General features: G+C 50.8%; 13 protein-coding genes. 4 read left to right on the forward strand and 9 right to left on the reverse strand.

The genetic code is table 11. From position 1 onward, the window contains the following. Window positions 1-17: 17 nt before the first annotated feature. Window positions 18-281, forward strand: coding sequence for a 30S ribosomal protein S20 (gene rpsT / locus HYQ67_RS02750; RefSeq protein WP_202301296.1), 264 nt, complete (start codon window positions 18-20; stop codon window positions 279-281). A gap of 67 nt (window positions 282-348) precedes the next feature. Here the strand turns inward: rpsT and nhaR are convergent, their stop codons facing one another. From nhaR to HYQ67_RS02765, 3 genes are all read right to left on the reverse strand, one after another. Then, window positions 349-1,236 carry a transcriptional activator NhaR gene (gene nhaR / locus HYQ67_RS02755; RefSeq protein ID WP_202301298.1) on the reverse strand — a complete coding sequence of 296 codons (888 nt, stop codon included), beginning with the start codon at window positions 1,234-1,236 and terminating at the stop codon, window positions 349-351. A 73-nt stretch (window positions 1,237-1,309) separates the two neighbouring features. Continuing rightward, window positions 1,310-2,479 carry a Na+/H+ antiporter NhaA gene (gene nhaA, locus HYQ67_RS02760; RefSeq protein ID WP_202301300.1) on the reverse strand — a complete coding sequence of 390 codons (1,170 nt, stop codon included), beginning with the start codon at window positions 2,477-2,479 and terminating at the stop codon, window positions 1,310-1,312. Window positions 2,480-2,884: 405 nt separating this feature from the next. Next, window positions 2,885-4,948, reverse strand: a complete 2,064-nt coding sequence (locus HYQ67_RS02765; RefSeq protein ID WP_202301302.1) for a glycoside hydrolase family 18 protein — start codon at window positions 4,946-4,948, stop codon at window positions 2,885-2,887. A 409-nt stretch (window positions 4,949-5,357) separates the two neighbouring features. Between HYQ67_RS02765 and HYQ67_RS02770 the strand changes: the two genes are divergently transcribed. Continuing rightward, window positions 5,358-5,804 carry a winged helix-turn-helix domain-containing protein gene (locus HYQ67_RS02770; RefSeq protein WP_202301304.1) on the forward strand — a complete coding sequence of 149 codons (447 nt, stop codon included), beginning with the start codon at window positions 5,358-5,360 and terminating at the stop codon, window positions 5,802-5,804. Between the two features lie 21 nt (window positions 5,805-5,825). Continuing rightward, a complete protein-coding gene (locus HYQ67_RS02775; RefSeq protein WP_202301306.1) occupies window positions 5,826-6,368 on the forward strand; it encodes a glycoside hydrolase family 108 protein in 543 nt (180 codons plus the stop codon). 49 nt (window positions 6,369-6,417) lie between these two features. Here the strand turns inward: HYQ67_RS02775 and HYQ67_RS02780 are convergent, their stop codons facing one another. The 5 genes from HYQ67_RS02780 to HYQ67_RS02800 all read right to left on the reverse strand — a co-directional run bounded on the left by HYQ67_RS02780 (window position 6,418) and on the right by HYQ67_RS02800 (window position 11,456). Beyond that, a complete protein-coding gene (locus HYQ67_RS02780; RefSeq protein ID WP_202301308.1) occupies window positions 6,418-6,741 on the reverse strand; it encodes a phage holin family protein in 324 nt (107 codons plus the stop codon). 150 nt (window positions 6,742-6,891) lie between these two features. Beyond that, window positions 6,892-7,821, reverse strand: a complete 930-nt coding sequence (locus HYQ67_RS02785) for a LysR family transcriptional regulator (protein ID WP_202301310.1) — start codon at window positions 7,819-7,821, stop codon at window positions 6,892-6,894. A 324-nt stretch (window positions 7,822-8,145) separates the two neighbouring features. Then, window positions 8,146-9,279: a molecular chaperone DnaJ gene (gene dnaJ, locus HYQ67_RS02790; RefSeq protein ID WP_202301311.1), complete on the reverse strand. Its 1,134-nt coding sequence runs from the start codon at window positions 9,277-9,279 to the stop codon at window positions 8,146-8,148. Window positions 9,280-9,362: 83 nt separating this feature from the next. Next, on the reverse strand, window positions 9,363-11,279 hold the full coding sequence (gene dnaK / locus HYQ67_RS02795) for a molecular chaperone DnaK (RefSeq protein ID WP_202301312.1): 1,917 nt from the start codon (window positions 11,277-11,279) through the stop codon (window positions 9,363-9,365). Next, a complete protein-coding gene (locus tag HYQ67_RS02800; protein WP_202301313.1) occupies window positions 11,280-11,456 on the reverse strand; it encodes a hypothetical protein in 177 nt (58 codons plus the stop codon). A gap of 123 nt (window positions 11,457-11,579) precedes the next feature. Between HYQ67_RS02800 and satP the strand changes: the two genes are divergently transcribed. Continuing rightward, entirely contained in the window at window positions 11,580-12,146 is a 567-nt protein-coding gene (gene satP, locus HYQ67_RS02805; protein WP_202301314.1) for an acetate uptake transporter, read from the forward strand. 50 nt (window positions 12,147-12,196) lie between these two features. Here the strand turns inward: satP and HYQ67_RS02810 are convergent, their stop codons facing one another. Continuing rightward, window positions 12,197-13,510 (reverse strand): MFS transporter, encoded by a 1,314-nt coding sequence (locus HYQ67_RS02810; RefSeq protein ID WP_202301315.1) that lies wholly within the window; start codon window positions 13,508-13,510, stop codon window positions 12,197-12,199. Between the last annotated feature and the right edge of the window lie 92 nt (window positions 13,511-13,602).

Genomic DNA, 13,602 nt, shown 5'->3' on the forward strand with positions numbered 1-13,602 from the left:
TATTTGGGAGTTGGACCTTGGCTAATATCAAATCAGCTAAGAAACGTGCTGTACAGTCTGAAAAGGCTCGTAAGCACAACGCAAGCCGTCGCTCTATGATGCGTACTTTCATCAAGAAAGTATACGCAGCGATTGAAACTGGCGACAAAGCTGCTGCACAGAAAGCATTTAACGAAATGCAACCACTCGTGGATCGTCAGGCTAGCAAAGGTCTGATCCACAAAAACAAAGCTGCGCGTCATAAGGCTAACCTTACTGCGCAAATCAACAAACTGGCTTAATCGCCATTCTGTTGTCAGCTTAAAAAAAACCGGCTCACGCCGGTTTTTTTATGCCTGAAATCTGGCGCTATTTAAACAGCGCCGAGTAATCTCTTTTACAGACTCTCTGCACCGCCGGGTGCTGAATCATGCGTTCCGCAAAAATCGCGTGGTACTCTTCCATCACGCTCTCGATACGCCCTATCTCAATGATGTGATCGTCTTTATAGATGTCCTGCCCGTACAGCGTCGGGGCTACGAATATCGCATTGTGCGTCGCGCCAAACGCCTTCATCAGCGCCGCATCGTCAAACTCGCCCAGTATCTCGACCTTCAGCCCCTGGGTGTTAATCCAGTTGAGGATTTTGCGCCCCAGCATTGAGCGACGGCCGGGGATCAGCAAACGCCTTGTTTCAAGACAGGCCGGGAACGGCAGCGCCGGCAACGGATCGTGGGTCCAGAAGCTGATGCCACATTCGCCAATTTTGACGGAGAACAGCCCCTCCTGCTGCGTGGAATCAATTGGGCAGTCTGAAATAATCATGTCCAGCTTGTGCTGGCTGAGCTGCTCGAGCAGCATTTCGTGCGTGGATTCAAAACAGCGCAGATGAATCTGTTCGTCTTCAACGACAGCGGCATCCAGCACGCCGCTGACCAGCCTTTTCGAGAGCGCGTCCGCAATACCCACGTCAAACAACAGGCTGGACTCTTTGCGGTAGTTCACGATATCCAGCATCTCCTGGCTTAGCGTAAACATGCGGTCAGCATAGCGAAACACCAGCTGACCCAGTTCGGACGGTTCAAGGCCACGGCCTTTTCGTTTGAAGAGTTTGCCGTCCAGCCGTTCTTCCAGCGCTTTGATTTGCCCGGTAATGGTTTGCGGCGTCAGATACAGCGCTTCTGCCGCCCCGACCACCGAGCCCTCTCTGCAGACGTGCCAGAAATAGTAGAGATGGTTGTAGTTGATGTGGGACATCCGGCTTCCACTCCCTGAGATAATATCCGTGGGCTGGCAGCGCACGGGCTGCCAGCAGTGAAGTAAAGTCTGGTTATGACGCGACTGAAAAACGCTTTCTTAGCATGGTGTATCCGACCACGGCTGAAAGCAGCGAGCCTATCAGGATACCGAGCTTAGCCCAGGTGATCAGCGCAGGATCAACGCTGCTAAAGGCAAGGGATGCGATGAAGATCGACATGGTAAAGCCAATCCCGCACAGCACGCCAACGGCCAGTATGTCTTTGCAGGTTGTTCCCTCCGGCAGGCTGGCCAGCTTCAGTTTCAGCGCAGCCCAGCAGAACAGGCTAATCCCCAGCGGCTTACCGATAAACAGCCCGGCGATAATTCCCATCGGCAGCAGCGACGTCAGCCCTTCGAGCGTTACGCCCTGCAAAGAAACACCGGCGTTGGCAAAGGCAAACAGCGGCAGGATCAGAAACGCAACCCACGGGTGGAGGACATGTTCGAGATCTCTTGCAGGCGAACTGCCATTTTTCTCTTTAAGCGGAATAAGGAAGCCCACGATGACTCCGGCAAGTGTCGCATGCACCCCGGACTTCAGTACCGCAGTCCACAACACGGCTCCGACGAGAATATAAACCCCGGTACGCCGCACGTTGAAGATATTCATTAAAGCCAGCACAGCGATGGCACCAGCCGCTACCGCCAGCGACAACAAAGAGAGGTCGTTGGTGTAGAACAGAGCAATGATGACGATGGCACCCAGGTCATCGATAATGGCCAGTGCCATCAGGAATACTTTCAATGCAATGGGTACGCGGTTGCCGAGCAGCGCCAGAATACCGAGAGCAAAAGCAATGTCCGTCGCCGCCGGGATCGCCCAGCCTTGACGGGTTACCGGATCCTGGAAATTGAAAATCAGGTAGATCGCAGCCGGGATCACCATCCCCCCCAGGGCGGCAATCATCGGGAAAGCAGCCTGACGGCGGCTGGCCAGCGACCCTTCCACCATCTCCCGCTTGACCTCCAGGCCAATCATCAGGAAGAAGATGGCCATCAGGGCATCGTTAACCCACAGCAGCATATTTTTGCTGATATCCAGCGCGCCAATACGGACTTCGACAGGCGTTTCCAGAAACGCCTGATACAGGCCGCTGGTGGCATCCATGTTCGCCAGAAGCATAGCCAAAGATGCGGCAATAATCAGCAGAATGCCGCCAGCGGCGTCATTCTTGAAAAAATTGTGTAGTGATTTCGTCATTTTCCCTCCCTTTTCCGGCAGCCAGTCATATAGGCCACCAATGAGTGCGAGGATAACAGTCTTAACACATCGATAAAAGCAGGTTATTTTAGCTTTATGAATCGAAAATAACGAGCTGTCAGATCACATCATCGTATTAACCGTACGGAGTCCGGTCCGCTTAACTATAGGCAAGAGAACGTAAAAAAGCCCCGATGCAATCGGGGCTTATAAGTTGCTGACAAAGAAGGAAAAAGCGTGGTTTCTCCTTCTTTGTGATAAGCAGGCGAAAATCAATGAATTGATTTTCCTTGTTATTTACTCGCTGAGATCTTTGCGAAATTCATTCGCTTTAGGTTTGTCATCAGTCTGAAAGCCCCGATGAAATCGGGGCTTTCAGGTGTAGCTGAACGAGCGGAGGGTTTATTATGCCTTCGCGATGCTCCACGGTTTTTCTGATCCGCCGCTGTTCAGGTCCGGCTGGTCGCCTTGCGTCCAGTAGTTGGCGGTATAGTTTTGGCCTTTCCAGCTAACCGTTTCGAAGACGCCCCAGGTCTGACCATAAATAGTTTCTGCGTTCCATTGAGGATATTCAGAGTCATCATTATCTGGCTCAGGATCTGGAGTAGGTTCCGGGTCTGGATCCGGCGTTGGGTCCGGAATGGGATCGACGTCAGGCGTGATAGCAGGCACAACGGTCAGTTCATAACGCTGCTGGGTGGAAGGTTCACCCTGGCTGTCGCGAACAAACAGGGTGAACTGGTAGAGGGTTTCTTCAGTCACCACCGGTACGCTGAACTCGACGATCGCAGCAGTTTTATCCGCAACGGTAATAGCCGCAGGCACGCCCCAGCTGTAGGTCAGCGCGTCGTTATCTTCGTCGCTTGAGCCTTTACCCGAAAGCTGAACGGTAGAGCCCCCAACAATATTCATCGCGATTTTGGCGACTGGCGCATGGTTAACAACGGGCACTGGCACGTCGTCATCGTCATCTTCGCCGGTAATATTGATGCCTTCAAAATAGAACGGCTGCATATCAACAACTTCATCCACAATTTCACAGCCCAGGCCTTCGCGAGCCGCGTTGACCAGCACGCCGTTATCCTGATCGATAGTCCAGGTAAACAGGCCGCCGAGGTTACGGCTGGCAGCATAGGCCCCCTTCGCCTTAACGGAACGTGGCGTATCCAGAGACAGGTAGAGTTTGCTTTGCGGATTAAACAGGTAGTCCGCATCGGCCACTTTGTCGGTGTAGACGTTGAAGCCGTTGCGACCGCGCTGATTCTCAAGATCAAGGTAGTTATAAATGGTGTCGTACCATTCCGTACAGCCGGACTCAAAGGTACCGGTGGTGGTGCCAGTGCCCGCTGAATAGCTGCCTTTCAGCGGAGAGAAGGACTCAATTTCAGCGTTGCGGGCATTACGTGAATAGGCGGCATAACCGATATTAATACGGTCAGCAGGGAAGCCTTCGGCAATCAGGTAATCCACCACCGAATCGATACCCCAGCCATCTTTAACCAGCGCTTTCAGGTTAGTGTGGTGAGTCAGAGTCTCAGCCCACGGCGTACCGAAGAAGTCATAGGTCATGACGTTAATGCCGTATAAGCCGGCGTCCAGCAGCGCCTTCACGTTTGAATAGCCAAGGATCTCAACGACCGCAGAGCTGGCAATCGAAATTTTCACATCGCTACGGTTAATCGCCTTCAGCTCTTTTTTCAGCTCCTTAATCAACAGAGCGTAGTTAGCGCCGTCTTCCGGGCCAAACGGGTTATTGTTGCCCGCGTCATTCGGGTATTCCCAGTCGATATCCACTTCGCTGAACATCGGGAACTGTTTAAACAGTTTTGCGACGCCTTTAGCGAAAGTGGAGCGACTCGTATCGCTGGCGGACATATCGTGGAAGCCATTACTCATGGTCCAGCCGCCGATACTCATCGATAAGGCCAGCTCGTGACCCTGTTGCTTCGCGGCCTGCTGCAGGTTACGCAGCCCACCCACCAGGCCTTTTGACTGTGCCTGGGTGACGGTAGCTGGATTAATGTCTACCCAGCCGGCATCAACGTTACAGTTAGTGCTGGACTGGAAATCGCCCCACGGGTCGAGGAAAGTCGGCTCATTGGCGACTTTTTTAGTCTGGTTGGCCGCGTTTGTAATCGTATATTGTTTTTCGCCTTTATCACCGACTATTCCAAGGAAACCAACAATGATTTTGTCATAAGCCGTCGGAGAAACATTGGCGAGGTCAAAGCCGCGACCGCGACCGGCAGGAAGATCGTTATTTTGTAAACGGCCATCATATTGAGACCAGTCGGTAAAGTAACCGAATACCTTCGGTTTTCCTGCTGTATTATATTTGTTGTATACGTAATTCTGTACTCGGGCAGAGGTATAACTATATTTTTCGACTTCCACCGCAGGGTTGAATCCATCCGCAGCATTACTTATTTCAGTATAACCGTCACCCTTAATTAATTTGCTCGCAGTCATTATATTTGTCCTTTCGTTTTTAATATGCGACTGATTGCCGCGATGAACATGTTGTCCGTAACCTGCTGTTCAGACAAATCATCCTGACTCATTCCTCCTCATTTACCTTATTGATGAAAAAATCTATACATTAAAAAGAATAAATAATTTTTTTAAACATTCATCATTTTTATTTGTCGCCCTTCCTGGGGTGCAATGCAAAGAAGACGAGGTAGATAACATTAAGCGGCATTTAATTAGGAATTAAATTCCGTTTTACTTGCCATGCTATTTGTAATGCACGTCACTAAAAAGACACGCCCATGCTTATTTACTAAATGTAGGTATAGATTAATCTTATCCGCATTATTAATATCCAGGCTCTCGACAAAAAATGCCTATCCGTTCTGATAATAGTCAGGTGTATCTAATGAAATGTTATCTAATCAATCATAGCTGTATCTATAATGAAGATAAAAACGAACTTAAAATGGCAGACAACTCATGTATTGTAAAAATGACATCGATGCGCTGCCGCTGCCTTAGCTATATTATTTCTCATGCCGAGAACGGCATTATCGAAAAAGAGGAGTTGGCCACTGAACTATGGGGAAACAGGGGGCAATTTGTCAGCGATGCGAATTTGACCCAGATTCTCTATTTAATTCGTCGCGATCTAAAGTCGCTTGGTATAACTGACCTTTTCGTCACGGTTCCCCGCCAGGGAATTAAAGTTAACGATAATATCAGTATTGAATCCATGGCCGAGAATAAAAGGCCCACCCTACATATAACACGCTGGCAGGTCTTGTTTGCTGTCATGCTGGCAATGACGCTACTGTCCCTGTGCAGCGTCATAGAAATTACCTTATTTTAAAAGCGTGAATGGAAGGTCAACATGAATAATCCTGTCATAGACGGCATCTTTATGAAAGAAGGTGGCTACGTAAACAACCCTGCAGATAAGGGTGGCCCCACAAACTGGGGGATTACCGAGGCCGTTGCGCGGGCCCATGGTTTTAAAGGTGATATGCAAGACCTCACCCGCGACGAGGCGTATAGCATCATTGAAGAGGACTACTGGCTTAGGCCTGGTTTGGATAAGCTTTCGCAGATCTCCATCCCCGTCGCATTTAAGCTGTGCGATACGGCGGTGCATATTGGCCCCAATTACCCAGGGCGCTGGCTGCAGCAGTGGCTCAACTTATTTAATCAACGGCAAAAGCACTACCCGGATATCACCGTTGATGGTGTGATAGGCGAGAAAACACGCTCATCGTTGCAGCAGTACTTATCCTGGCGAGGTACGGAAGGGGAAAAGGTATTGCTCAAGGCGATCAACTGTAGCCAGGGAAATCATTACCTCACTATTAGCGAAAAACGTGAGGCTAATGAAGAGTTTATTTATGGCTGGCTAAAAGAAAGAATTGCCCTTGATTAAGGTACGACTCATCATCTAATCGGGATACACTGTATCCCGTAGATGTTTTTCACACGAGCTTCTCCAGTATCTTCTTAAGTCGCTCGCCCAGGATGTTCAGAATCGGCACCGCAAATACTCCGCCCACCCCGGCAACCATGATGATCATATACATGCTCATATGGTTTTCGAAGGCAATAGCACTCAGCATAAAACCGGTAAAGCATGAGATAACAATATTTTTTAAACATTGCTCCAGGCTACGGTCCGTTTTCTGGTTTTTTATCAAGAAGCTGACAATGCCCCCCCAACCGCCAATGATAATGACCGTTGACAGCACTTCCAGCTCAAGCAGCATGACCTTTGTGCCTTCCACATTAGAAGAAACGTTCATAATATTCCCAACTCAATTATGCGGACATTTACCGCTACAGATAAAATAGCGGGCATAAAATGAGTGGGATAATCAATAACAATCAAAACCACTGATATATAAATCACTGAACAAAGTGTGTCCCCTCATGGCGTTGATGACGCTACTCGCTTACTTACGGAAAGAAGAGAGGGTCTGCATCATACTGACAAATTCTTTAATGTAGCCTCTTCGGCTGCTTTGTCTGTACCACGAGGCATACACCGGCACCGTTTTAAACGCTAACTCGGAAGGCAGATCAATCATGGAAATGCTGGCGTTATATTTTGATTGATAATACCGCGCGAGTTTCAATGGCATGACGGCAATCATGGGTGTGTTTTCAACGGCACTCACTACGGCCCGCATCGAATCTGACCGGTAGCTAATCTTTCTGACTCCCGAAAAAGGAAAATCGGAATGAATAAAATCAACTTCATCGCTAAAGTTTGAAGTAAAAACGTTCGTGTGATACACGGCATGGGCACTGGAATAAAAGTTGTATAAGCTCAAGCGTTCTAGTTCCGCCAGCGGACTATTGCTGCTGCAAATTGCGGTAAACTTAGAGTATTTATCAATTTTTATGGTTTCAATATCAATATCATCCATTGACGTATTGCTCACGGCTAAATCGATATCCCCGAGAACAAGAAAATCTTTTATTTTTTCAATCGAATAAGTTCGTCCCTGATAGTGACTAATGATGAACCGCTCAAACGTCTCCATGCCGTGCATCTGGGATATATAATATTCCTGGCTGACCTCACCGCCCATGACTGTAATCTCATGGGCGGATTTCTCCGGGAGGGGTACGTCCATCGTTGACTGAATACTGGCAATAACGTGGGAAAATATTCGGTGGATCTCTTTCGCTTTTGCGGTAGGGGTTAGCCCCTGATAAGTTCTGATAAACAGCTCTTCTTTATAGATTGCCTGCAGACGCTGCATGGCGAAGGTTACTGCCGCGGGGGTAACGTTCAACCGCTGTGAAGCTCGTTTGGCATTCCCCGCAGATATGACCGCATCAAAAATTTTGATCAAATTTAAATCAAAATTCTTCAAGTCGTTCCTGTTATTCACCGTCACTTCACCTCGGTAATGAGAGTCAGTGATAAAAGTAGATATTTATGCCAATAAAAGACAATCATCTTTCAACAATTCAAAAAGTTAATGAGGAAAGATGAATTAATTTTGGCTGTCTGATAAGCAATTTATTGTTTATTTCTTCATGCAGGATAATTCTTAAGCCAAGAATATCATTAACATTTTAATCATCCATGATAGCGCGTCGAACAACGCTGAATCGCAGACATAAAAAACCTGAAGCGCACTTGCAGAACGCTTCAGGTTTTGAAGGGAATCAGATCTGGCTACTCTCCCGGGGGATCAGCTGGTCAGATCGTCAAAGAACTTTTTCACACCGTCAAAGAAGCTTTTGGACCGTGGGCTGTTGTGCTCGCCGGTCGGGCCACCAAAGCTCTCTTCCAGATCGCGTAGCAGCTGCTTCTGCTTTTCGTTCAGGCTGACAGGTGTCTCGACAACGACACGGCACAACAGGTCACCCTGCGCTCCGCCACGCACCGATTTCACACCTTTGCCACGCATTCTGAATAGCTTACCGGTTTGGGTTTCACCCGGCACTTTCAGCTTCACGCGGCCATCAAGCGTAGGGACTTCGATTTCGCCCCCCAGCGCTGCCATCGCAAAGTTGATTGGCACTTCACAGTAAAGGTTGTTGCCTTCACGTTCGAATATTGGGTGCTGCTTCACCTGCACCTGAACATACAGATCGCCTGCTGGCGCGCCGTGTTCACCCGCTTCACCTTCACCTGTCAGACGAATACGATCGCCGGTATCCACGCCCGCCGGGATTTTCACCGACAGGGTTTTAGTTTTTTCTACACGGCCATGGCCATGGCAGGCGTTGCACGGATCTTTAATAATCGAACCGCGGCCCTGACAGTGGGGACAGCTCTGCTGTACGGTAAAGAAGCCCTGGCGCATCTGCACCTGACCCGCACCATGGCAGGTAGGACAGGTTTGCGGTTTGGAACCGGATTTCGCACCGCTGCCGTGGCAAACGTCACACTCTTCAAGCGTAGGGATACGGATCTCTTTGTTTACGCCGCGGACGGCTTCTTCCAGAGTAAGATCCATGTTGTAGCGCAGGTCAGCACCGCGTGAGGCACGCTGACGGCGACCGCCGCCAAAGATATCGCCAAATACGTCGCCAAAGATGTCGCTGAAATCGGCACCGCCGCCGCCAAAGCCACCGCCGCCGCCCATACCGCCCTGCTCGAACGCGGCGTGACCGTACTGGTCATAAGCGGCACGTTTTTGCTCGTCGGTGAGAATTTCGTAAGCTTCTTTGATCTCTTTAAACTTACCTTCGGCCTCTTTATCACCCTGGTTACGGTCCGGGTGGAATTTCATCGCCAGACGCTTGTAAGCTTTTTTGATTTCACGTTCGTCAGCGGTTTTAGCGACGCCTAAAACCTCGTAATAGTCTGTCTTCGCCATGTTTTTTCTGCCCCTAACATGCGGACACGGGCGGAGAGGAAACCCTCTACGCCCGTGCCAGTATTTACCCGTTCAAAGGGCGATTATTTTTTGTCTTTAACTTCTTCGAACTCAGCGTCAACCACGTCGTCATCTTTGCCAGCGTTGGTTGCATCAGCCGCGTTCCCCGCCTGCTGCTCAGCGTGCTGTGCCTGAGCCAGCTCCATCAGCTTCTGGGAAACCTGAGCCAGTTCCTGCATCTTCGCTTCGATATCTGCTTTGTCTTCGCCTTTCAGAGAACCTTCCAGCGCGGTCAGAGCAGCTTCGATAGCAGTTTTGTCGTCAGCCGGCAGTTTGTCGCCTGCTTCTTCAACCTGCTTGCGGGTGCTGTGCACCAGGTGATCGGCCTGGTTGCGGGTCTGAACCAGCTCTTCGAACTTACGGTCAGCATCGGCGTTAGCTTCTGCTTCGCGAACCATTTTCTGGATCTCTTCTTCGTTCAGACCAGAAGAGGCCTTGATAGTGATCTTCTGCTCTTTACCGCTGTTTTTGTCTTTCGCGGAAACGTGCAGGATACCATCAGCATCGATGTCGAAGGTCACTTCGATCTGCGGCATGCCGCGCGGTGCCGGGCTGATCCCATCCAGGTTAAACTGGCCCAGATCTTTGTTATCCGCAGCACGTTTACGTTCACCCTGCAGCACATGGATGGTGACCGCAGACTGGTTGTCTTCAGCGGTAGAGAACACCTGGCTGTGCTTGGTCGGGATAGTGGTGTTTTTGTTGATAAGCGCAGTCATCACGCCGCCCATGGTTTCGATACCCAGAGACAGTGGGGTAACGTCCAGCAGCAGTACGTCTTTCACTTCGCCTGTCAGAACACCACCCTGAACGGCTGCGCCAACGGCAACGGCTTCGTCCGGGTTAACGTCTTTACGTGGCTCTTTACCAAAGAACTCAGCAACTTTTTTCTGCACCATTGGCATACGGGTCTGACCGCCAACCAGCAGCACGTCCTGGATGTCGGATACGGACAGGCCAGCATCCTGCAGCGCAACTTTCAGCGGCTCGATAGAACGGTTTACCAGGTCTTCGACCAGGGATTCCAGTTTCGCGCGAGTCACTTTGATGTTCATGTGTTTTGGACCAGTCGCGTCTGCTGTGATGTACGGCAGGTTCACGTCGGTCTGCTGTGCAGAAGAGAGTTCGATCTTCGCTTTTTCAGCGGCTTCTTTCAGACGCTGCATCGCCAGCGGATCGTTACGCAGATCGATACCCTGATCTTTCTTAAACTCTTCCACCAGATAGTTGATCAGACGGCTGTCGAAGTCTTCACCACCCAGGTGGGTATCACCGTTGGTCGCCAGGACTTCGAAGGTCTTCTCACCATCAACTTCGTCGATTTCGATAATAGAGATATCGAAAGTACCACCACCCAGGTCGTAAACCGCGATAGTACGGTTGCCAACTTCTTTATCCAGGCCGTAAGCCAGTGCCGCTGCGGTTGGTTCGTTGATGATACGTTTAACTTCCAGACCTGCGATACGACCGGCGTCTTTGGTTGCCTGACGCTGAGCATCGTTGAAGTAAGCAGGTACGGTGATAACCGCTTCGGTTACTGGCTCACCCAGGTAATCTTCAGCCGTTTTCTTCATTTTTTTCAGCACTTCAGCAGAGATCTGCGGCGGTGCCATTTTCTGGCCTTTCACGTCAATCCATGCGTCGCCGTTATCAGCGCCGATGATTTTGTACGGCATGATAGCTTCGTCACGCTGTACTTCTTCGTCCTGGAAACGACGGCCAATCAGGCGCTTGATCGCGAACAGGGTGTTCTGCGGGTTAGTCACTGCCTGACGCTTAGCCGGCTGACCAACCAGAGTTTCGCCATCCTGGGTATAAGCAATAATGGAAGGGGTGGTGCGGTCGCCCTCGGCGTTCTCCAGCACACGTGCGGTGGTGCCATCCATCACTGCTACACAAGAGTTGGTTGTACCCAGGTCGATACCAATAATTTTACCCATCTAAACGTCTCCACTTAAAATTTGTTCGTCATGTGGTTGTGAACCTGTTATGCGGGCAAACAAGAGTGTTTCAACTGCCCAAACGTGTTTTTTTACAGGTCCGCCAACTGCGGTTGCATACAAGATGGGGTCGGCTTGCTCACCATCAAGGGGCAAAGCAAAAAAAAATTTCATCATCACACCTGTTTAGATCATGGACTCAGCCCTGACACCCCTTTATGATGCCGCGCCCCGCTGCCCTTTCACGGCAAGCGGGCCATTTACTCATCATCTTTTTCAGACGAATTTTTCAGAGGAACTATGGGCAACACTAAGTTGGCTAATCCAGCTCCCCTGGGCTTAATGGGCTTCGGCATGACCACCATTTTGCTCAACTTGACCAACAGCGGGCTATTTGGTTTTGACATTACGATCCTGAGCATGGGGATCTTCTACGGTGGCATCGCGCAAATCTTTGCTGGCCTGCTTGAGTATAAAAAGGGCAACACCTTCGGCCTGACCGCTTTCACCTCCTACGGTGCATTCTGGTTATCTCTGGTCGCTATTTTCCTGATGCCGAAAATGGGCCTGGGCGATGCGGCGAACCCTCACTTCCTCGGTGCCTATCTCGGCCTGTGGGGCGTCTTCACGCTGTTCATGTTCATCGGCACATTGCAGGGTTCACGCATGCAGCAGTTCATTTTTGGCAGCCTGACCGTGCTGTTTGCCCTGCTGTCTGCCGGCCACTTTGCCGATAGCGAAAGCATTATCCACGCAGCTGGCTGGGTTGGCCTGGCCTGTGGCGCCAGCGCTATTTACACCGCGATGGGCGAAGTGATCAACGAACAGTTTGGCCGCACCGTGCTGCCGCTGGGCGAAAAACGCTAATTCTCGCCAGCCGGGAGAAATAAAAATGCGGAGCCTGGCTCCGCATTTTTTTATGAAGGCTGCAGCGGTCTTTCCACCACCCCATCCTCATGATTCAAATCCCTTCGCAGCCAGATACCCGTCGCCAGACCTACCAGCGCCAACGCCAGTACATACCAGGCCGGAGCCATTGGCGAAACCCCCATTAGCAGGGTGACAAGGATTGGTGTCATCCCGCCAAAAATCGCGTAGGAAACATTGTAGGAAAACGAAATGCCGGTGAAGCGAACTTCCGCCGGGAACGCTCTCACCATCACAAATGGCACCGCGCCGACAACGCCCACGCTCAGCCCAACCAGGCCATATAAAAAGAACAGATAGCCAGGATGGCTGGCCGTCAGGTGATAGAACATCCAGCTGCACACCGCCAGCAGAATGCTGCCAAAGATAAACGTCCTGCTCGCGCCAATTTTGTCGATGACCAGCCCGGCAACGATACAGCCGATGCAAAGCATAATAGTGGCAATGCTGTTGGCCTGCAGGGTCAGGGCTGGAGCAATACCCAGCTGTTTTTGCAGCCAGGTCGGCGACATCAGAATCACCACGACAATCCCCGCCGACAGTAGCCAGGTGAGCAGCATTGAAATCACGACGGCTTTTCGGTGGTTCATCACCACGGATTTCAACGGCAGCTCATCAGCCAGCGCCTTACGCTTTTGCATCTCAATAAAAATCGGCGTCTCCTGAAGCCAGCGGCGCAGATACATCGCGACCAGCCCAAACACTCCACCAAGCAGGAATGGAATACGCCAGCCGCCGTTATGAATGGCTTCCTGCGTCATCGCCGTATTGATAATGGTGGCCACCACTGACCCCAGCAGGATACCGACCGTCAGCCCAGCGGTCAGCGTTCCACAGGCGATACCAATGCGTTTATAAGGCACATGCTCCGCGACGAAAACCCAGGCACCCGGCACTTCACCACCAATTGCGGCCCCTTGCAGTACGCGCATGAGCAGCAGCAATATTGGCGCAGCGATGCCCAGCGAGGCGTAAGTCGGCAGCAGTCCAATGGCGAGCGTCGGCACCGCCATCAGCAGGATGCTCAGGGTGAACATCTTCTTACGGCCAACCAGATCGCCAAAGTGAGCCATGACGATGCCGCCCAGCGGACGGGCAAGATAACCGGCGGCAAAAATGCCGAAGGTCTGCACCTGGCGCAGCCATTCAGGGATATCAGCCGGGAAGAACAGCGCTCCGACGACGGAGGCGAAGAAGACGAAAATAATAAAATCGTAGAATTCGAGCGCACCGCCCAGAGCGGCAAGCGTCAGGGTTTTGTAGTCCTGACGGTTCAGAGGTCTTGTCTGTTGTTGTTTTGACATAAGAAACCGTGCGTATGAGAAAGCGAGAAGCCGATTAACCGTTTTTCTGTAAAGCAATGCTTACTATAACGGTTAACCATCAACACTCCACA

Source organism: Dryocola clanedunensis subsp. sulfonylureivorans, assembly GCF_016756775.1.
Classification (GTDB): Bacteria; Pseudomonadota; Gammaproteobacteria; order Enterobacterales; family Enterobacteriaceae; genus Dryocola; species Dryocola clanedunensis.

Coding starts and splice junctions, on each gene's coding strand:
- dnaJ (WP_202301311.1), bottom strand. CDS start 9,279: ATGGCGAAGACAGACTATTACGAGGTTTTAGGCGTCGCTAAAACCGCT.
- HYQ67_RS02770 (WP_202301304.1), top strand. CDS start 5,358: ATGAAATGTTATCTAATCAATCATAGCTGTATCTATAATGAAGATAAA.
- nhaR (WP_202301298.1), bottom strand. CDS start 1,236: ATGTCCCACATCAACTACAACCATCTCTACTATTTCTGGCACGTCTGC.
- dnaK (WP_202301312.1), bottom strand. CDS start 11,279: ATGGGTAAAATTATTGGTATCGACCTGGGTACAACCAACTCTTGTGTA.
- HYQ67_RS02775 (WP_202301306.1), top strand. CDS start 5,826: ATGAATAATCCTGTCATAGACGGCATCTTTATGAAAGAAGGTGGCTAC.
- nhaA (WP_202301300.1), bottom strand. CDS start 2,479: ATGACGAAATCACTACACAATTTTTTCAAGAATGACGCCGCTGGCGGC.
- HYQ67_RS02800 (WP_202301313.1), bottom strand. CDS start 11,456: ATGATGAAATTTTTTTTTGCTTTGCCCCTTGATGGTGAGCAAGCCGAC.
- HYQ67_RS02765 (WP_202301302.1), bottom strand. CDS start 4,948: ATGACTGCGAGCAAATTAATTAAGGGTGACGGTTATACTGAAATAAGT.
- HYQ67_RS02810 (WP_202301315.1), bottom strand. CDS start 13,510: ATGTCAAAACAACAACAGACAAGACCTCTGAACCGTCAGGACTACAAA.
- HYQ67_RS02780 (WP_202301308.1), bottom strand. CDS start 6,741: ATGAACGTTTCTTCTAATGTGGAAGGCACAAAGGTCATGCTGCTTGAG.
- satP (WP_202301314.1), top strand. CDS start 11,580: ATGGGCAACACTAAGTTGGCTAATCCAGCTCCCCTGGGCTTAATGGGC.